Below are 18992 nucleotides of genomic sequence, written 5' to 3'. Positions count from 1 at the left end.
CCCGACATGTCCGGACCCCGTCCCGTCCGCGCGCCGCGCGGCACCGCGCTGACCGCCGCCAAGGGCTGGCCGCAGGAGGCCGCCCTCCGCATGATCCAGAACAACCTCGATCCCGAGGTCGCCGAGCACCCCGACGAACTGGTCGTCTACGGAGGTTCCGGGAAGGCGGCCCGGAACTGGGACGCCTTCGACGGCATCATCCGGTCGCTGTCCGACCTGGCGGGGGACGAGACGCTGCTCGTCCAGTCCGGCAAGCCCGTCGGGATCTTCCGGACGCACGAGTGGGCGCCCCGCGTGCTGATCGCCAACTCCAACCTCGTCCCGCAGTGGGCGACGTGGGAGGAGTTCCGCCGGCTGGAGTCGCTCGGCCTGACGATGTTCGGCCAGATGACCGCTGGGTCGTGGATCTACATCGGCACGCAGGGCATCCTGCAGGGCACCTACGAGACGTTCGCGGCCGTCGCCGAGAAGCGGTTCGGCGGCACCCTCAACGGGACCGTCACGCTGACCGCCGGGCTCGGCGGCATGGGCGGCGCGCAGCCCCTCGCCGTCACGATGAACGGCGGCGTCGCGATCTGCGTCGAGTGCGACCCGTCCCGGATCGAGCGGCGCGTCGCGCACCGGTACTGCGACGTCGCGGCCGACTCGCTGGACGAGGCGCTGCGGCTCGCCGAGGAGGCAAGGGAAGCCAGGCGCCCGCTGTCGATCGCCGTGCTCGGGAACGCCGCCGACATCGTCCCCGAACTGCTGCGGCGCGGCGCGCCGATCGACATCGTCACCGACCAGACCAGCGCGCACGACCCGCTGATGTACCTGCCGAGCGGCGTCGCGTTCGAGGACATGGCCGCCGAGCGCGACAAGGACCGGGACGGCTTCATCGCCAAGGCCCGCACCTCCATGGCCACGCACGTCGAGGCAATGGTCGGATTTCAGGACGCGGGCGCCGAGGTCTTCGACTACGGGAACTCCATTCGCGGTGAGGCGCAGCTCGCCGGCTACACGCGCGCATTCGAATTCCCTGGGTTCGTCCCCGCCTATATCCGGCCGCTCTTCTGTGAGGGCAAGGGGCCGTTCCGGTGGGCGGCGCTGTCCGGTGACCCGAAGGACATCGCCCGCACGGACAAGGCCATTCTCGACCTGTTCCCCGACAACGAGCCGCTGACCCGCTGGATCAAGATGGCGGGGGAGAAGGTGCATTTCCAGGGCCTGCCGTCCCGGATCTGCTGGCTCGGCTACGGCGAGCGCGACAAGGCCGGCGAGGCGTTCAACGACCTGGTCGCGCGCGGCGAGATCAGCGCGCCGATCGTGCTCGGCCGCGACCACCTCGACTGCGGCTCCGTCGCCAGCCCGTACCGGGAGACCGAGGGCATGAAGGACGGCTCGGACGCGATCGCCGACTGGCCGCTGCTGAACGCCATGCTCAACACCGCGTCCGGCGCGACGTGGGTGTCCATCCACCACGGCGGCGGGGTCGGGATCGGCCGGTCCATCCACGCGGGCCAGGTCTGCGTCGCGGACGGGACGGCCCTCGCCGGCGAGAAGCTCCGGCGCGTCCTCACCAACGACCCCGGCACCGGCGTCATGCGGCACGTCGACGCCGGCTACGACCGCGCCGCCGAGGTCGCCGCCGAGCGCGGCGTCCGGATCCCGATGCAGTCATGAGCTTTGCCGAGATGTGGGCGGCGCTGCTGCCGGTCGGGCGGGACGAGGCGACCGGCGGCTACCACCGGTTCGCGTGGACACCGCCCGAACTGGAGTGCCGGGCCTGGTTCCTGGACGAGGCGCGCCGCCGCGACCTCGACGTGGAGCACGACGCCAACGGCAACATGTTCGCCTGGTGGTTCCCCGAGGACGGGACGAGGGGCGACGCCGTCCTGACCGGCAGCCACCTCGACTCCGTCCCCGGCGGGGGAGCGTTCGACGGGCCGCTCGGCATCGTGTCCGCGTTCGCGGCAATCGACGGGCTCAGGGAACGCGGCGTCCGGCCGGCACGACCGATCGGGATCGGGGCGTTCGCCGAGGAGGAGGGCGCCCGGTTCGGCGTGGCCTGCCTCGGATCGCGCCTCCTCACCGGGGCGATCGACCCGGCGCGGGCGCGCGCACTGACCGACGGCGACGGCCACACGTTCGCCGAGGTCATGCACAACGCCGGGCTCGACCCGCAGGCGATCGGCCCGGACGACGACCTCCTCGGACGCATCGCCTGCTACATCGAACTCCACGTCGAACAAGGAAGAGCCCTGGACCAGCCGGTCGGGGTCGCCAGCTCGATCGTCCCGCACGGCCGCTGGCGGTTCGGCTTCACCGGCGAGGGCAACCACGCCGGGACGACCGCCCTGAACGACCGCCGCGACCCGATGCTCCCGTTCGCCCGGATGGTCATCGCCGCCCTCGAGGCCGCCGAACGCAACGGCACGGTCGCGACGGTCGGGAAGGTCAGCGTCGTGCCGGGCGGGGTGAACGCGATCGCCTCGTCCGTCACCGCCTGGCTGGACGTCCGGGGACCGCGGGACGACGAGGTCCGCCGCACCGTGAAGGAGGTCGACGAGGCCGCCCGCGTCGCCGCGCGCCCGCACCGGGTGAGCGTCGACCTCGCCGAGGAGTCCTACACCGAGATCGTCGACTTCAACCACGCCCTCCGCGACCGGGTCGGCAAGGCTCTGGGCGGCGTGCCCGTCCTGCCGACCGGCGCCGGCCACGACGCCGGCGTGCTTTCGGCGCGGCTGCCGACCGCGATGCTGTTCGTCCGGAACCCGACCGGGGTCTCGCACGCGCCCGCCGAGTTCGCCGAACCGGCGGACTGCCTGGCCGGAGTGGAGGCCCTTACCGCGGTACTGGACGACCTGGCGCGCGGGTAAGGATCCGGTATGCAGTGGCATGCCCAGTTCGCCTGGCTCGGCGACGGTGTGGCCGCCGACGTCCTCATCGAGGCCGACGGCGAGCGGATCACCGCGATCGCGCCCGGCGTCCCCTCCGCGCCCCACGCCCAGCGGCTGCCCGGCCTCACCCTGCCGGGCCTCGCCAACGCCCACTCCCACGCCTTCCACCGCGCCCTCCGCTCCCGCGTCCAAGCCCATTCCGGGACGTTCTGGACGTGGCGGGAGCAGATGTACAAGGTCGCCGACCGGCTCGACCCCGAGTCGTACCGCGCCCTCGCGACCGCCGTGTTCGCCGAGATGGCCCTCGCCGGGATCAGCTGCGTCGGCGAGTTCCACTACCTGCACCACAAACCCGGCGGCACTCCGTACGCCGACCCCAACGCGATGGGCGAGGCGCTGATCGCCGCCGCGTCCGACGCCGGCATCCGGATCACCCTCCTCGACACCTGCTACCTCACCGGCGGCATCGGCCGTCCGCTCAAGGGCCCGCAGCTGCGCTTCGGCGACGGCACCGCCGGCAATTGGGTGCGCCGCGTCGACACCCTCTACGAGCAGACGGACAAGGCGGGCCGGCTGCACGCCCGCGTCGGCGCCGCGATCCACTCCGTCCGCGCGGTGCCGCGCGAGCAACTCCGTGCCGTCGCGGCCTGGGCGAAGGAGCACCGCGCGCCGCTGCACGTCCACCTGTCCGAGCAGCCCGCCGAGAACGAGGCGTGCCAGGACGCCTACGGCATGACCCCGACCCGCCTCCTCGCCGAGTCGGGGGCGCTCGGCGCGCTCACCACCGCCGTCCACGCGACGCACCTCACCGACGAGGACATCGGCCTCCTCGGCACCACGATGACCGGCGTGTGTATGTGCCCGACCACCGAACGCGACCTCGCCGACGGCATCGGCCCCGCGCGCGCTCTGGCGGAAGCCGGCTCCCCGATCTGCCTCGGTTCCGACCAGCACGCCGTGATCGACCTGTTCGAGGAGGCCCGCGCGGTCGAACTGAACGAACGCCTCCGCACCCGCGCCCGCGGCCACTGGACGGCCGGGGAACTGCTCGCCACCGCCACGTCCAACGGCCACTACGGGCTCGGCTGGCCCGAAGCGGGCCGCCTGGAACCCGGCGCGTACGCCGACCTGGTCACCGTCGACCTCGACTCCGTCCGCACGGCGGGAGCGGCGCCCGACTACGCCGCCGAGGCCGCCGTCTTCGCCGCAACAGCCGCCGACGTCCGGCACGTCGTCGTCTCCGGCCGCCCGATCGTCCACGACGGCCGCCACCTGCTCATCGACGACGTCCCAGCCGCACTCACCGAAGCCATCACCGCCGTCACCGCCGAGGAGCCTGATTGAGCACGGTCATCACGAACATCGGGGAACTCGTCACCAACGACCCCGCCGTCGGCGACGGCCTCGGCATCGTCCGTGACGCGGCCCTGGTGATGGACGGCGACACCATCGCCTGGACGGGCCCGGCCTCAGAGGCCCCCGCCGCCGACGAGTCGTTCGACGCCGCCGGACGAGCCGTCCTCCCCGGTTTCGTGGACTCCCACGCCCACCTGGTCTTCGCCGGCGAACGCGCCGAGGAATTCGCCGCCCGCATGAGCGGCCAGAAATACGCCGCAGGCGGCATCCGTACCACCGTCGAACGCACCCGCGCCGCCTCCGACGACGACCTACGCGCAAACCTGCGCCGCCTAATCACCGAGATGGCGCGCCAAGGCACCACAACCGTCGAATGCAAATCCGGCTACGGCCTCACGGTCGACCAAGAGGAACGCGCCGTCCGCATCGCCGCCGAACTAGCCGACGAGGTGACGTATCTAGGAGCCCACGTAGTCCCCACCGGCTGGGACGCCGCCGCCTACGCACACCTGGCCGCGACCGACATGCTCGCGGCCTGCGCCCCCCACGCCCGCTGGGTGGACGTCTTCTGCGAGGAAGGCGCGTTCGACGCAGACCAGACCCGCGAAATCCTGCAAGCAGGCGTGAAAGTGGGCCTGGGCCCCCGCCTCCACGCGAACCAGCTCACCCAGGGCCCCGCCGTACAACTCGCCGTCGAACTGGACGCCGCGTCCGCCGACCACTGCACGTTCCTAAGCGAGTCCGACATCGACGCCCTGGCCTCGTCCCAGACGGTCGCGACCCTGCTCCCCGGCGTCGAGTTCTCCACCCGCCAGCCCTACCCCAACGCCCGCCGCCTCCTAGAGGCAGGAGCCACCGTCGCCCTGGCGACAGACTGCAACCCTGGCTCCTGCTACAGCTCCAGCATGGCGTTCTGCATCGCCGTGGCCGTCCGCGACATGCGAATGACCCCGGCCGAAGCCGTCTGGTCCGCCACGGCCGGCGGCGCCCGAGCCCTCCGCCGCACCGACGTGGGCCACCTGGGGATAGGCGCCCGCGCGGACGTCCACGTCCTGGACGCCCCGTCCCACATCCACCTCGCCTACCGCCCCGGCGTCCCCCAAACCGCCGCCGTGTGGAAGGCCGGCCACCGCGTGCGGTGATCAGGCGGGCAGCGCCACGTCGAGGTCCTGCCACCCGATCTGAATCTCGAACGGGGTTGTGAGATTGAGCGCCCAGATGTCCCGGTCCCGATGGGTGATGCCGATCCTGGAGTAGGAAGTCTCCGCGCCCACCAGGGCGTAATGCTCAAGGATCGTCGCGCCGCGTTCGTCGAATTGAACGATCAGATAATGCGGTATGAGGGCTTTGGCGTATTCGCCCATTTTGTGGATCCGGTCCCGTGACTGCGACCAGCGCGAGATCACCTCGGCGACGATTACTGCGTCCACTGCCTCGAGCGTCTCGAACTGCTCGCGGCAGCGGTGCACTACGGCATCAGGCTTGCGTACGGTCAGCGGGACGTCCCACAGCCGGACCGGCACCTCGGTGTTGATCTCGTAACATGGCGCGCGCCCACTGGAGTGCGCGGCCCTGTACTTGAGCACCGCCGCCTCGAAGGCGTTGGCGAGGCGGAACGCAGTTTTCTGGTGCGGTCGGTCACGTGGTTCGCGAGCGACCAGATGCCCCTCGACCACCTCGGACTCGCGCCGGACCTCCTCGTCGAGCGCGAGATATCCCTCCAAGGACAGGAGTTCCTGCTGTTGCCGCTCGAGCTCGTTCATGGTCATGTCGCCATCATCGTGGTTCGGCACGAGACTTGTCCTCCAGATAACGGCGGTTGACTCTTATTAGGGGTTTTTGGTTGCGGATTATGTAGTCCGTTGTGAGGACATCCGCGACGAAGAGGGTGTGGTCTCCCGCTTCGATGGTTTGGCGGGTTTCGCATTCCAAGGCGGAGCTGCCGGTTTCGGGGATTAGGGCGTCGGAATGCTTGCCTCGGTGGTGGGGTTCGGCGGCTAGGAGGATGCGGGCGCTGGGGCGGCCCTCGGCGGCGAAGCGGCCGGCCAGGGCGCGCTGGGGCGCGGCGAGGATCGTGGCGGCCCAGCGGGGGCGGCGGTTCAGGACCTCGGAGAGGTAGGACGACGTCGTCACGCTCGCCAGCACCATGGGCGGGTCCAGGGAGACCGACATGAACGAGGTCACCGTGGTGCCGAGGTCGTCGCGGCCGTCGCGGACGGTCAGCACGACCACGCCCGTGGCGAAGCCCGCGACGGCCTCGGCGAAGTCGGTGTTCAGCGGATCTCCCAGGTGCCGGGCAGGGTGAGCGGGCCGGCGGCGGGCAGGCCGAGGCGGGCGGCGAGGCCGCCGAGGGAGCCCCAGCCGTCGAAGCGGGCGGACGCGGCGGTGCGGTCCTCGCTGGACTCCGGCGGGCGGAGCCGCTCCAGAGGGGACGTGTGCGGGTAGAGGCGGATGGGTGTGCCGGCCGGTAGGCCCGACTTCTTGCGGGCCAGGTCCAAGGCCGTGTCGATGCCGCCCAACTCGTCGACCAGGCCGTTCTCCTTGGCGTCCGCGCCCGTCCAGACGCGGCCCCGGGCCAGGTCGTGGACGCGGTCGCGGGACAGGTCGCGGCCCTCGGCGACCTTCGCGGTGAAGTCGTCGTAGATCCGGTCGAGGGACGCGTTGACGCGCTCCCACTCGGAGTCGCTGAAGTCCTTGGTGGCGCTCAGCATGCGGGCGTGGTCGCCGTCGGCGACGGCGCCGAGGCCGATGCCGACGCGGTCCAGCAGACCGCTGACCACGGCCTTGCCGACGACGACGCCGATCGAGCCGGTGAGCGTGCCGGGCTGTGCGACGATCGTGTCGGCGGCCATCGACACGTAGTAGCCGCCGGACGCGGCGACGTTGCCCATGGAGACGATCACCGGCTTGCCGGCGCGGCGGGCGAGGACGACCTCGCGCCAGATCGCGTCGGACGCGACGGCGGAGCCGCCGGGGCTGTTCACCCGGAACACGATGGCCTTGACGCGGTCGTCCTTCACGGCGGCGCGGAACGCGGCGCCGATCGTGTCGGAGCCCATCGCGGGGCCGGAGTTCGGCAGCGGGCCGCCGCGGCCGCTGCGGCCGAGCCGGATCGGGCCCTGCCCGTTGATCAGCGCGATCATGTCCTGCTTGCCGGGCTGCGGGATGCGGCTCGCGAGGCCGTGGCTGCGGTTGTAGCGGGAGACGAAGCGGAGCTGGGCCTCCTCGCCGCACTCCTCGCGGAGGTCGGCGTAGACCTCGTCGCGGTAGGCAAGGCGGTCTACGAGCCCCTCCTCCAGGGCCTCGTCGGCGAGGAACGGGCCGCGGTCGGTCAGCTCGCGGACCTTGTCCTCGGGCAGGCCGCGGGCGGCGGCGATCGCGGCGGTGATCTGCTCGCCGAGCGAGGTGACGAGCCGCTGGGACGACTCCTCGTGCTCGGGCGTGTAGGTCTTCTCCAAGAACGTGTTCGCCATGGTCTTGTACTCGTACCGCTTGGCGAACCGCGGCTGGATGCCCGCCTTCTCCAGGGCGCCCGCGAAGAACGGCTCCTCAAGCGCGATGCCGGTCAGCCCGACCTCGCCCGTCGGCTGCAGGTAGACCTTGTCGAAGACGGTGGCCAGGTAGTACGGCACGGTGCCGCGGCCGCCCTCGCCGTACGTCTCGGCCCACGCGACGGTGAGCTTGCCGGCGTCCCGCAGCGCCTGGACGGCCTCGCGCACCTCCTGGACGAGCGCGAGCCCGATGCCGCCGGAGATCTTCACGACGAGGGCGCGCACCCGGCTGTCGGAGCGGGCGCGGCGCAGCCCGTCCAGGACGTCCCGCAGGTTCGTCCGGCGCATCGACAGGATCGCCGAGATCGGGTCGGACGGCGCGGTCTCCACGAGCCCCTCGGTGAGATCCAGTTCGAGGATCAGCGGGGCGGTCCGCCGGTCGCGCGCCTGTTTGAACATGTCGATCACTGTGCCGGGATCCACCATGGCACCAGCCTATGCGTTCACCCGGGGCCCTTCCCTCGACCGTCAGCGGGCGAACGCCTTGTTCGGGATCACGCTCGCGGTCGCCTGGGCGACGGGACGGCCGCGCCCGTCGGTGATCAGCGCGTTGGAGACCATGCGGGTGCCGCCGGGGTGCAGGCACGTGCCCGTCACCGTGTACGTCTCGCCGGACCGGACGCCGCGCAGGTAGTCGACGTTGAGGTTGAGCGTGAGCATCGGCATGAAGCGGTCGCAGGTGCTGCTCGCCGCCAGGCAGACCGCGTTGTCGAGGATCATCGCGATGTAGCCGCCGTGGACGGCGCCGCCCGGGTTGCAGAGCTTCTCCTCCGGCGTCCACGCGATGTCCACCCGGCCCGGCTCCGCCGACGTCACGGCCTGCCCGATGTAGTCGCTGATGTCGGAGATCTCCGGAAGCCGCTTGTCGATCATCGCCTGGATGAAGCCGGCGCCCGACAGCGTGTTCCACAGGTCGGCGGCCTCCTGCAGGGCCTCCGCGCTCGCGTCGACGCTCAACTCACTCTCCCTGGTCACGGTGATCTCCGAATGGTATTCGGTGATCAGGGGGGCGGCACTATGCCGTTCATCACGGGTTCCCCGGCGCTATGGTCGGACGCATGGGAGACGGCGACGGCTGGTCCGGCTGCGGGCAGGGCCACACGCACTGGGGGCGGTTCGGTGCCGCGGGCCTGCTGGCCTACCACCGCGACGCCGGCGGCCAGGTGTGGATCCTGCTGCAGCAGCGCGCGTGGTGGGGGATCGGCGGCGGGACGTGGGGCATGTTCGGCGGCGCCCTGCACAGCCACGAGGACGCGGTGACGGGCGCGCTCCGCGAGACGTCCGAAGAGTGCACGCTCGACACCGGAGTGGTGAACGTGCACGGCACCAGCGTCGAAGACCACGGCGGATGGATGTACACGTCCGTGATGGGGTCGCTGTCCGAGCGCGTCCCGGTGGATGCCGCGTCGCGGGAGACGCGCAGGGCGGAATGGGTGCGCCTGGAGGAGGTCACCGACCGCAAGCTGTTCGAGCCGTTCGCCCGGTCGTGGCCCCGCCTGCAGGACGCGATGAAGGGCCTCGTCCTCGTCGTGGACGCGGCGAACGTCGTGGGCTCCCGCGCCGACGGCTGGTGGAAGGACCGCGCGGGCGCCAACGCGCGGCCCCGCGACGACCTGAAGGCCCTGGGCGGCGGCGTGCGGGGCCTGCCCGCCGGCTCCGTCCCGTTCGACCGCTGCTTCCCCGAGGTCGTCATGGTCGTCGAGGGCGCGGCGCGGCGGGTCGCGGACGAGCCGTCCGACGGCGTGAACGTCGTGGCGGCGCCCGGCAGCGGTGACGACCGGATCGTAGACCTCGTCCAGGACGCCGGGCCCGACACCGCGCACCTGGTGGTCACCGCCGACCGGGAGCTGCGCGCCCGCTGCGAGGCGGCCGGCGCCGCCGTCACCGGCCCGCGCTGGCTCCTCGAACGCCTCTAGACCTCCACGCGGTGACCGGCGTCGCGCAGCGCGGTCGTCGCGTCCTTCAGCCGGTGCTCGGGGACGAGGACCAGGTCGGCGTGGTACGTGGACGCGACGAAGACGGGCACCTCGGCGTCCGCGAGCGGCCCCACGATCGCCGCCAGCATGCCGGGTACGCCGAGCCCGTGGCCCGTGTCGCCGTAGAAGCCGACCCAGCGTTCCACCTCGGCGAACGGTGACGCGCCCCGCACGATGGTGAGGCCCTCCGGGGCCCGCACGAGCGCGATCCACTCGTCGTCCTCGGGGAACGTCGCGTGCGGCAGGTGCTCCACCATGAACTGGCCGGGGACGATGTGCAGGCGCTGCATGCGCCCACCTTATTCAGGAACGAGCCAGACCGCGCCCAGCGGCGGGACGCGCAGCACAGCCGATGCGGGCAGCCCGTGGCAGGGGTCGGTGGTCGCCTCGACGCGGCCCATGTGGCCGACGCCGCTGCCGCCGTACTCGTAGGCGTCGGTGTTGACGACCTCGCGCCAGCCGCCCGCGCGCGGCAGCCCGAGCCGGTAGTTCTCGTGCGGGTTTCCGGCGAAGTTGATGACGCACGCGACGACCGGCGGTTCGCCGTCGCCCTGCGGCGTCCCGTAGCGCAGGTAGGAGAGGGTGTTGCCGCCCGCGTCGTTGCCGTCGATCCAGCGGAAACCCTCGTGGTCGCTGTCGCGCGTCCACAGCGCGGGCTCGGCCTGGTACGCGCGGTTCAGCTCGCGGACGAGGCGCTGCAGCCCGAGATGGTTGGCGCCCTCGGCGGCGTTCTCCAGGAGCCACCAGTCCAGCGGGCGTTCCTCCGCCCATTCGGCGCCCTGCCCGAACTCCTGCCCCATGAACAGCAGCTGCTTGCCGGGATGCGACCACATGTAGGCGAGCAGGGTGCGCAGCCCCGCGAACTGCTGCCACGCGTCGCCCGGCATCTTGCTCAGCAGCGACCCCTTGCCGTGGACGACCTCGTCGTGCGACAGCGGCAGGACGTAGTTCTCCGAGAACGCGTACACCAGCGAGAACGTGATCTCGTTGTGGTGGTAGTGCCGGAACACCGGCTCGTGGCGCAGGTATTCGAGCGTGTCGTGCATCCAGCCCATGTTCCACTTGAACCCGAACCCGAGCCCGCCGAGGTGGGTCGGACGGGACACGCCAGGCCACGCCGTCGATTCTTCGGCGATCGTCACGACACCGGGGTTGCGCTTGTAGACCGTTGCGTTCATCTCCTGAAGGAAGGAGATGGCCTCCAGGTTCTCCCGGCCGCCGTAGATGTTCGGCGACCACTCGCCCTCGTTGCGCGAGTAGTCGAGGTACAGCATCGAGGCCACGGCGTCCACGCGCAGCCCGTCGATGTGGAACTCCTCCAGCCAGAACGACGCGTTCGCCACGAGGAAGTTGCGCACTTCGGCGCGCCCGAAGTTGAACACGAGCGTCCCCCAGTCGGGGTGCTCGCCGCGCGCCGGATCGTCGTGCTCGTACAGGGCGGTGCCGTCGAACCGGGCGAGGGCCCACTCGTCCTTGGGGAAGTGGGCCGGCACCCAGTCCATGATGACGCCGATACCCGCCTGATGCAGGCGGTCGATGAGGTGACGGAATTCGTCGGGGCCGCCGAACCGTGCCGTCGGCGCGTAGTAGGACGTCACCTGGTAGCCCCAGGACGGGCCGTAGGGATGCTCGGTGACCGGCAGCAGCTCGATGTGCGTGAACCCCATGTCGCGCACGTATTCGGTGAGTTCCTCGGCCAGTTCCTTGTATCCGAGCCCGGGACGCCACGAACCGAGGTGCACCTCGTACGCGCTCATGGGCTCGTGCAGCCAGTCGTGGTCCTTGCGGCCGTCCATCCACTCGCCGTCGGCCCACTCGTAGGACGAGGTGAACACGCGGGACGCCGTCGCCGGAGGACGTTCGGTGGCCTGCGCCATGGGGTCGGCCTTGGTGCGCCACACGCCGTCCGCGCCGAGGATCTCGTACTTGTAGCACATGCCGTCGCCGACGCCCGGGACGAACAGCTCCCAGATGCCGGTGGAGCCGAGCGACCGCATCGGATAGGCGCGGCCGTCCCAGTGGTTGAAGTCGCCGACCACGCGCACGCCGCGCGCCGTCGGCGCCCACACCGCGAACCCCGTCCCGTGGACGGTGCCGAACGCGGACGCGTAGGAGCGGGGCCGTGCGCCGAGCGCCCGCCACAGCTCCTCGTGCCGTCCCTCGCCGATCAGGTGCAGGTCGAGTTCGCCGAGCGTCGGCAGGTGCCGGTAGGCGTCGTCCTGGACCGACTCGACGCCGTCCCCGTAGGTGACGGCGAGCCGGTAGTCGGGGACGGCCAGCGGCGCCGTGCTCTCGTCGCCGTCCGCGAGCGACGCGTCCGCCGGCAGCGTGGCCCGGAACAGGCCCTGGTGGAAATGGCGGAGCGGATACCGGTCCCCGTTGGGCAGGACGACCTCGACCTTCTCGGCGAGCGGCCGCAGCGCCCGCACCGTCACGCCGTCCTTGCCCGGATGCGCCCCGAGGACGCCGTGCGGATCGTGGTGGTCGCCGCCGACGAGCCGGTCGATCTCCGCGCGCGTCACCCGTGCCATGACCTCATGGCCTCCCGTCACTGAGCCTTTACCTCAGTAGAGGTGCCCCGAGAAGCGGCGGTCTCACATCCCGGGGCGCTCTGTTTCCAGGAGCTTGAAGCTTGCCGTGGGCGTCGAGCGGAGCTCGTCGGTTGAATGGTGGTGGGTGGGGGCTGGAGGACGGTGTTGCGGACGCACGGGCGGCTCGACTCTTCGTCGTGGGGTCGCGTCGAATGTTGGCGCCGCCCGTGCGGCCACGCCTACCGGGCTCCGTCCGCCGGGCCCGTCCCGTGGGCAATGTCCAGCTGGCCCCAGGGGTGACACCGACCCCACCGCCCTGGGCTCCATTCCTGTGTCACCTCAGCGACACAGGTACCTGACGTATCGGGGCGCCCCGGCCCGGTCCGCCCCCGCTCGCGGACCGGGCCGCGCCGTTCCCCATGGCGCTCTTTCACCTGTCCCCGCACCCCCCGCGGGTCTGTTCGGCGAGCAGTCCGCGGAGCCCCGCCGGGTCGTCCGCGGCCACCGTCATCGCACATCCCGCCTGGAGTTCGGCGTCGGTGAGGTCGCCGCTGCGGGTCGCGTACCAGCGTCCCGCGTCGCTGCGCCACACCTGCCAGCCCGGGAAGTCCCCCTCGATGGCCGCCTTCAAGTCCTCGAAGTCGCCCATCAAGGTCGTCCCTTCCCCGAGGCCGTTCTTCTGTATACAAAAGTCTTACTTGGTCTAAGAGGTGTCAAGCTGTCCGTAAGCGGACCGTGCCCTCGCGGATAGCGCGTGGAAGGTATGGATGACGGGGAGGGACGAACCAGGATCGAACGGGAGGTCGAACGCGGCTCGAACGGATGGCAACCCGAGTTGGGAGGTGACGCCGGTGCCGGACCGACCCGCCTACCTGCGCATCGCCGACACGCTGCGGGAGGCCATCCGGGACGGCGCCCTGCCGCCGGGGACGCGGCTGCCGACCATCGCGGAGCTGTGCGAGACCCACGGCGTCTCGGAGATCGTCATCCGGCAGGCGGTCGCGCTGCTGCGCGGGGAGGGGCTCGTCGAGACCCGCCGCGGCGGCGGCACGCTCGTCAAGGTGATCCCGCCGGCGCGCCGCGTCGCGATGGACCGGTACCGGGCGGTGACGCGGCCCATGGCCGTGCCCGAGACGACCTTCACCCGCGACCAGAAGATCTCCTGGGCGGAGTACCGGCTCGACAAGGAGTTCACCCGGGTGCGGGCGGACGGCGAGCTGGGCGCGCTGTTCGAGCTGCCGGCCGGCACCGAGCTGCTGCGCCGCCGGTTCGTCTTCTACGCGCGCGGGGAGCCGCAGCAGATCTCTGTCAACTACCTGCCGTGGGACCTCGTCGGCGAGACGCCCGTCTCCGACCCGGCGCGCGAGCCGTGGCCCGGCGGGACGCTCGCGCAGCTCGCCTACCTCGGGCATCCGCCGGTCCGGGTGGAGGAGGCCGTCCGGTCCCGCATGCCGACCCCCGAGGAGGCCGACACGCTGCGGATGACCGGCGGCGTGCCGGTCCTCGGCATCACCCGCCGGATGCTCGCGCGCGACGGCGTGATGGAGGTGTGCCGGGAGATCGTGCTGCCCGCCGACCGCGTCGTCCTCGACTACTCGATCGACCTGTGACCGGACGCCGGGCCGGGGCCCGGGTCAGCTCGCGAGGCTGGCGAGGGACTTCAGCGGGACGGGCAGCCAGGACGGCCGGTTCCGCGCCTCGTACCGGACCTCGTAGACCGCTTTGTCGAACTCGAACGCCCGCACCAGCGCCGCGTGCGCGGCAGGGTCGGGCCCGCCGGCGGCCGCGTAGCCGCGGCAGAACGCGGCCCGGTTCCGCTCCGCCCACGTCCGGGCGCGCTGCTCCAGCGTGTCGGCGGCGCCGGCCGGGAGGTCGCCGTCCCGCACGAGCAGGAACCGCGCCGCGTACTCGAAGGAGCGCAGCATCCCGGCGACGTCGCGCAGCGGGTGCGCGAGGGCGCGGCGCTCGGCGGCGGCGCGGGCCGGCTCGCCCTCGAAGTCCAGCAGGAACCAGCCCGCGTCGGTGCGCATGGCCTGGCCGAGGTGGTAGTCGCCGTGGATCCGCTGGAACGGCAGCGACGCCGCCTCGGCCGCGACCCGGTCGAACACCTCCCGGATCGCGTGCGCGTGCGGGCGCAGGTCCGGGACGGCGGCGGTGACCTGGTCGAGCTGCTCGTTCATCCCGAAGACGATGTCGCGCAGCACCCCGGGCGGCGTCTGCGTCACGCCGAACGCGGCGGCGAGGTCGCGGTGCACCTCGGCGGTGGCGGCGCCGAGCCGCTCGGCCTCGGCGGCGAAGTCGCCGCCGGCGTCCCCCGCGTCGCTGGTGGTGAACTCGGTGGCCGGTCCCGGCGGCGACGGCTGCGCGAACCAGTCGCGGACGCTGGTGAGCGCGAGCTGCCAGCCGTCCGTCCCGGTGCGGAGGAACTCCGACAGCAGCGCCAGCGTGACCGGCTCGTCGTCGCCGTCCGCGCCCGGATTCAGCTCGATCCAGCCGTGCACGGCCGGGACGTGCTCGCAGCCCTGGCGGGACAGCGCGAGGTTGACCTCCAGGTCGGGGTTGACGCCGGGGGACAGGTGCCGGAACAGCTTGCAGATGTAGGCGTCGCCGAAGATGAGCGAGGTGTTGCTCTGCTCGGCGGAGGTCGGCAGGCCCTCCAGGTCCGTGCGGATGCCGGTCCCGGGGGCGCGGCGGAACTGCAGCGGCCCGACGGCCGTCTCGTCCGCCATGAGGTCGAGCAGGATCCCGGTCAGCTCGGGGTCGTGCGCGGCGTCGTAGACGTGCCCGGTGATCGCGGGCTCGCCGGTCGTCCGGCCGATCGCGCAGGGCCGCAGCCGGTCGGGCAGCTCGTGCCGGACGCCGAGGAGCACCTGGTAGTGGTCGGTGCCGCCGTGCTGCCGGACGTCCAGGACGAGATGGTGCAGCGACGGGTCGCCGGCGCGCAGCTCGGTGGCGGTGCCGATGGAGACGTCGTCGATGGGGCCGTCCTTGCCGCCGAACCACCGCTGCCTGGGCAGCCAGTCGGACAGGAGCCGAACGAGGGAATGGTCGGGCGGCGGCACGGCTACATCACTCCTTCACCCGGCTCGGTCTCCTCGGGCGCCGGCGGAAGCAGGAACCAGTAGAAGCCGTGGCCGGGCAGCGTCAGCAGGTAGGGCAGGTCGCCGATGGCCGGGAACTGGACGCCGCCCATGCACTCGATCGGCGTGGAGCCCCGGAAGCGCCGCAGGTCCAGTTCGACCGGCTGCGGGAAGCGGGACAGGTTGTTCACGCAGAGGACGGTGTCCATGCCGCCCCACTGGTTGGTGTCCCCGCCGTTGATCTCGCGGGTGAAGGCCAGGACCGAGGGGTTGGAGGCGGATAGTTCGACGTAGGAGCCGACGCCGAAGACGGGGTGGCGCTGCCGGATCTCGATCATTTTGCGGGTCCAGTGCAGCAGGGAGCCGGGGTTGTTGGCTTGTGCTTCGACGTTGACGGCCTGGTAGCCGTAGATGGGGTCCATGATGACGGGCAGGTAGAGGCGGGCGGGGTCGCAGTGGGAGAAGCCGGCGTTGCGGTCGGGGGTCCATTGCATGGGGGTGCGGACGGCGTCGCGGTCGCCGAGCCAGATGTTGTCGCCCATGCCGATTTCGTCGCCGTAGTACAGGACGGGTGAGCCGGGGAGGCTCAGGAGGAGGGCGGTGAAGAGTTCGAGTTGGTTGCGGTCGTTGTCCAGGAGGGGGGCGAGGCGGCGGCGGATGCCGATGTTGGCTTTCATGCGGGGGTCTTTGGCGTATTCGGTGTACATGTAGTCGCGTTCTTCGTCGGTGACCATCTCCAGGGTGAGTTCGTCGTGGTTGCGCAGGAAGATGCCCCATTGGCAGGATTCGGGGATTTTGGGGGTTTGGGCCATGATTTCGGAGATGGGGTAGCGCTGTTCGCGGCGGACGGCCATGAAGATGCGGGGCATGACGGGGAAGTGGAAGGCCATGTGGCATTCGTCGCCGCCGGCGGCGGGGTCGCCGAAGTATTCGACGACGTCGCCGGGCCATTGGTTGGCTTCGGCGAGCAGGACGCGGTCGGGGTAGAGGCGGTCGACTTCGGCGCGGACGCGTTTGAGGTAGGTGTGGGTTTCGGGGAGGTTTTCGCAGTTGGTGCCTTCGCGGGCGTACAGGTAGGGGACGGCGTCCAGGCGGAATCCGTCGATTCCGAGGTCGAGCCAGAAGCGGAGGTTTTCGAGCATGGCGTCTTGGACGTCGGGGTTGTCGTAGTTGAGGTCGGGTTGGTGGGTGAAGAAGCGGTGCCAGTAGTACTGGCCGCGGACGGGGTCGTAGGTCCAGTTGGAGGATTCGGTGTCGACGAAGATGATGCGGGCGTCGGGGTAGCCGGTGTCGTCGTCGGCCCACATGTAGAAGTCGCCGAACGGCCCGTCGGGGTCGGTGCGCGATGCCTGGAACCAGGGGTGCTGGTCGGAGGTGTGGTTCATCACCAGATCGGCGATCACGCGAATACCGCGCGCATGCGCCTGTTCCACGAGTTCGACGAAGTCGCCCAGTTCCCCGAAGTCGGGCAGGATGCTGGTGTAGTTGGCGATGTCGTAGCCGCCGTCTTTGAGCGGTGACTGGTAGATGGGCAGCAGCCACAGGCAGTCGATGCCGAGCCATTGCAGGTGGTCCAGCCGGGAGATGAGGCCGCGCAGGTCGCCGTAGCCGTCGTTGTTGGAGTCGGCGAATCCGCGCACCGACACCTCGTAGAACACCGCCGTCTTGAACCAGTGCGGGGTGTGCGGCGCCTCCTCGTCGAACGGGTCGGGGACCGCCCCGGCGGCCGGCGCCCCGTCCGCGTCCGCGATGGGCCTGATGTCCGCCTTCGGTGTGGTGACCTGGTCGGACGTGCTGCGGGTGGTGTTCTTCGGCTGGCCGTGCATGGGTCACCCCGGGTGTGTTGGAGACATCTAGATCAGCAATTCCCGCAGGCGGTGCGACCGACGTTCGCGACAGGCAACCTTCCGTAAAAAGTTCCGTACGGTCCGTGACCGCCGCCGCGTTGGTCATCGCCCGGCAGCGGTGCGGGCACGGGGCGGGAAAGTCGCGCAAAAACCCGGCTGTGCACGGCTCGTTCGCTGGCGCCGCGGCTCCGGAGGACTTGCCGCGCGACGGTTGTGTCATGTCCGTGTTTTTAGGTTCGTCGCTTTTTCTGGCGGACCCCTCGGGTAGGTCGTTTCCAAGCTCAGAACCCGCCTGACCGGCGGGTTCTGATCCGTTCGGACGGAAAGCGTCCGTCCAAAGCGATCGGAGGGACAGTGGAGCGCTGGGAGAAGTCGCCATCGGTCGTACCGACGCGCGATGAGCTCGTGGCGCGGCTGCGCGTTCGCTTCGCCGACATTCCGGCTGAGAACGTGCGCCGCTGCGTCGACGACCTGTGGTGCTGCTGCACCCATCTCGGGGTGCGGCCCGAGGAACGGACCATCGAGCGTCTCGCCGCGTCCCGGCTCACGGGCGTCGTGCGGGGCGGCCGGCCGCCCTATCCGGACGGCCCGACGGTGTCCAGACCGCCAGGCTCCACCCTGACCGCCCCGCCCCGGCCCGCGCGCGCGGCCGCCAGAACCCCGATCGGGATGTGACGTATGAAGGACACGACCGTGCCCGGCCTGAGCATCGAGACCCGGCGAGGGTTCATCGTGCTGAGCCTGCCCGCGCAGATCAGCTGGCAGAACTACGCGGGCATCCGCGAGGGGGTGAGCAGGGCCCTGTCCATGGCCACCGGTGGCGGGCGGCGCCGGACTTGCGTGGTCGTCGACTTCGGTGACGCGGTGCTGCTGGACGCCGCCGGGCTGGTCCTGCTGGCCCGCGCCGAGACGCGGGCGCAGCTGCTCGGCTGCCCGCTGCGCGCCGTGGTGCCCGCGCTGTCCGCGCATGTGCGGCGGGCGCTGCACCTCACCGGCCTGGCGCAGCTCGTCCCGGTCTTCCCGGACGTCGCGGCGGCGACGGGCACGCCCGTCCCGGCCGGGACGGCGGGCGACGTCGACACCACGCACGTGCTCGACGCCATCCGCGCCCTGCACCCGGGGGACGCCGGGCTCACCCCGACGCCGCCCGCCCGGTCCGAGCTGATGATCACCACGACGGAGGCCGGCGACGGCGACCACACCGTCGTCCACCTGTCCGGGGTGCTGGACGAGGTGACGGTGCCGCGGCTGGGGGAGACGCTGACCACGCTGGTCGAGGGCAACCTGCGGCACCTCATGGTGCGGATGCACGAGCGGCTCGGGATCCGCTGCGACCCGCTGCCGATCCTGCTCGGCATCCGCTGGCGAGTGGCCGCCGAGGGCGGCTGCCTGGCGCTGCCCGCGCTGCCGGCCCGGCTCCGCGAGATCATCGACCGGGAGGGCCTCGGCTCGGTGTTCACCGGCTGCCGGTCCATCGAGGACCGCCTGCTCAGCGGCGCCGAACCCGTCTGACGCTCAGCTCCCGCCCGCCCGGCGCCGGTTCCGGACGGGCCGGGGCGAACTCCGCCGCGACCTCGCCGTCGTCCCGTTCGCCCCGGCCATGCTCCCGTCCGCCCGGCGGCACCCCCTCCCACCCGCACGGCCACACGTCGGCCGTTCCGCTGGAACGTGAGGATGGGTGCGGGCCGGTGGGAGCGGGGGCCGACGTGCCGACACCACGCACGACCGGACACGTATGCACATCCCCTGCCACACTGGAAGAGAGCATATCT

General features: G+C 71.3%; 17 protein-coding genes. 8 read left to right on the top strand and 9 right to left on the bottom strand.

Going from position 1 to position 18992, the window contains the following annotated elements; all coding sequences use genetic code 11:
• Positions 1 to 6 precede the first annotated feature (6 nt).
• From hutU to hutI, 4 genes are read left to right on the top strand one after another with little or no spacing between them, the layout of a single operon-like run.
• Positions 7 to 1662 (top strand): urocanate hydratase, encoded by a 1656-nt coding sequence (gene hutU / locus HUX53_RS19445; RefSeq protein WP_176404635.1) that lies wholly within the window; start codon positions 7 to 9, stop codon positions 1660 to 1662.
• Positions 1659 to 2858, top strand: a complete 1200-nt coding sequence (locus HUX53_RS19440; protein ID WP_176404634.1) for an allantoate amidohydrolase — start codon at positions 1659 to 1661, stop codon at positions 2856 to 2858. The genes hutU and HUX53_RS19440 overlap by 4 nt, the downstream gene beginning before the upstream one ends.
• A 9-nt stretch (positions 2859 to 2867) precedes the next feature.
• Complete coding sequence (locus HUX53_RS19435; protein ID WP_176404633.1) at positions 2868 to 4223, top strand: formimidoylglutamate deiminase; 1356 nt, start codon at positions 2868 to 2870, stop codon at positions 4221 to 4223.
• Positions 4220 to 5377: an imidazolonepropionase gene (gene hutI / locus HUX53_RS19430; protein ID WP_176404632.1), complete on the top strand. Its 1158-nt coding sequence runs from the start codon at positions 4220 to 4222 to the stop codon at positions 5375 to 5377. The genes HUX53_RS19435 and hutI overlap by 4 nt, the downstream gene beginning before the upstream one ends.
• On the opposite strand, the gene HUX53_RS19425 is transcribed toward hutI, so the two are convergent.
• The 4 genes from HUX53_RS19425 to HUX53_RS19410 are packed head-to-tail and all read right to left on the bottom strand — an operon-like array spanning position 5378 to position 8761.
• Complete coding sequence (locus HUX53_RS19425; RefSeq protein ID WP_176404631.1) at positions 5378 to 6004, bottom strand: Uma2 family endonuclease; 627 nt, start codon at positions 6002 to 6004, stop codon at positions 5378 to 5380.
• A 7-nt stretch (positions 6005 to 6011) separates the two neighbouring features.
• Complete coding sequence (locus tag HUX53_RS19420) at positions 6012 to 6512, bottom strand: flavin reductase family protein (RefSeq protein ID WP_255205420.1); 501 nt, start codon at positions 6510 to 6512, stop codon at positions 6012 to 6014.
• Positions 6509 to 8212: a signal peptide peptidase SppA gene (gene sppA / locus HUX53_RS19415; protein ID WP_176404630.1), complete on the bottom strand. Its 1704-nt coding sequence runs from the start codon at positions 8210 to 8212 to the stop codon at positions 6509 to 6511. The genes HUX53_RS19420 and sppA overlap by 4 nt, the downstream gene beginning before the upstream one ends.
• A gap of 42 nt (positions 8213 to 8254) precedes the next feature.
• Positions 8255 to 8761 carry a PaaI family thioesterase gene (locus HUX53_RS19410; RefSeq protein WP_309237317.1) on the bottom strand — a complete coding sequence of 169 codons (507 nt, stop codon included), beginning with the start codon at positions 8759 to 8761 and terminating at the stop codon, positions 8255 to 8257.
• Positions 8762 to 8844: 83 nt separating this feature from the next.
• Between HUX53_RS19410 and HUX53_RS19405 the strand changes: the two genes are divergently transcribed.
• The gene (locus HUX53_RS19405) at positions 8845 to 9702 is read left to right on the top strand and encodes an NUDIX domain-containing protein (RefSeq protein WP_176404629.1); all 858 of its coding nucleotides are present in this window, start codon (positions 8845 to 8847) and stop codon (positions 9700 to 9702) included.
• Here the strand turns inward: HUX53_RS19405 and HUX53_RS19400 are convergent.
• The 3 genes from HUX53_RS19400 to HUX53_RS19390 all read right to left on the bottom strand — a co-directional run bounded on the left by HUX53_RS19400 (position 9699) and on the right by HUX53_RS19390 (position 12942).
• On the bottom strand, positions 9699 to 10052 hold the full coding sequence (locus tag HUX53_RS19400) for an ACT domain-containing protein (RefSeq protein ID WP_176404628.1): 354 nt from the start codon (positions 10050 to 10052) through the stop codon (positions 9699 to 9701). The two genes, HUX53_RS19405 and HUX53_RS19400, sit on opposite strands and share 4 nt — an antisense overlap.
• A 9-nt stretch (positions 10053 to 10061) precedes the next feature.
• Positions 10062 to 12293 (bottom strand): 1,4-alpha-glucan branching protein GlgB, encoded by a 2232-nt coding sequence (glgB, locus tag HUX53_RS19395; RefSeq protein WP_176404627.1) that lies wholly within the window; start codon positions 12291 to 12293, stop codon positions 10062 to 10064.
• A 430-nt stretch (positions 12294 to 12723) separates the two neighbouring features.
• On the bottom strand, positions 12724 to 12942 hold the full coding sequence (locus tag HUX53_RS19390; RefSeq protein WP_176404626.1) for a hypothetical protein: 219 nt from the start codon (positions 12940 to 12942) through the stop codon (positions 12724 to 12726).
• Between the two features lie 202 nt (positions 12943 to 13144).
• Between HUX53_RS19390 and HUX53_RS19385 the strand changes: the two genes are divergently transcribed.
• The gene (locus HUX53_RS19385) at positions 13145 to 13903 is read left to right on the top strand and encodes a GntR family transcriptional regulator (RefSeq protein WP_176404625.1); all 759 of its coding nucleotides are present in this window, start codon (positions 13145 to 13147) and stop codon (positions 13901 to 13903) included.
• A gap of 24 nt (positions 13904 to 13927) precedes the next feature.
• Here the strand turns inward: HUX53_RS19385 and HUX53_RS19380 are convergent, their stop codons facing one another.
• Together HUX53_RS19380 and treS are read right to left on the bottom strand one after the other, a co-directional pair.
• Positions 13928 to 15355, bottom strand: a complete 1428-nt coding sequence (locus tag HUX53_RS19380; protein WP_176404624.1) for an aminoglycoside phosphotransferase — start codon at positions 15353 to 15355, stop codon at positions 13928 to 13930.
• Between the two features lie 2 nt (positions 15356 to 15357).
• Complete coding sequence (gene treS, locus HUX53_RS19375; protein WP_255205413.1) at positions 15358 to 17199, bottom strand: maltose alpha-D-glucosyltransferase; 1842 nt, start codon at positions 17197 to 17199, stop codon at positions 15358 to 15360.
• 375 nt (positions 17200 to 17574) lie between these two features.
• On the opposite strand from treS, the gene HUX53_RS19370 reads away from it, so the two are divergent.
• Entirely contained in the window at positions 17575 to 17895 is a 321-nt protein-coding gene (locus HUX53_RS19370; RefSeq protein ID WP_157438585.1) for a hypothetical protein, read from the top strand.
• A gap of 3 nt (positions 17896 to 17898) precedes the next feature.
• Positions 17899 to 18732 (top strand): STAS domain-containing protein, encoded by an 834-nt coding sequence (locus tag HUX53_RS19365; RefSeq protein WP_176404623.1) that lies wholly within the window; start codon positions 17899 to 17901, stop codon positions 18730 to 18732.
• The last annotated feature ends 260 nt before the right edge of the window (positions 18733 to 18992 follow it).

This window comes from Actinomadura sp. BRA 177 (assembly GCF_013372625.1).
GTDB lineage: Bacteria > Actinomycetota > Actinomycetes > Streptosporangiales > Streptosporangiaceae > Spirillospora.
Note: the sequence above shows the minus strand (reverse complement) of the source record. Positions and strands in the feature narration are given on the sequence as shown.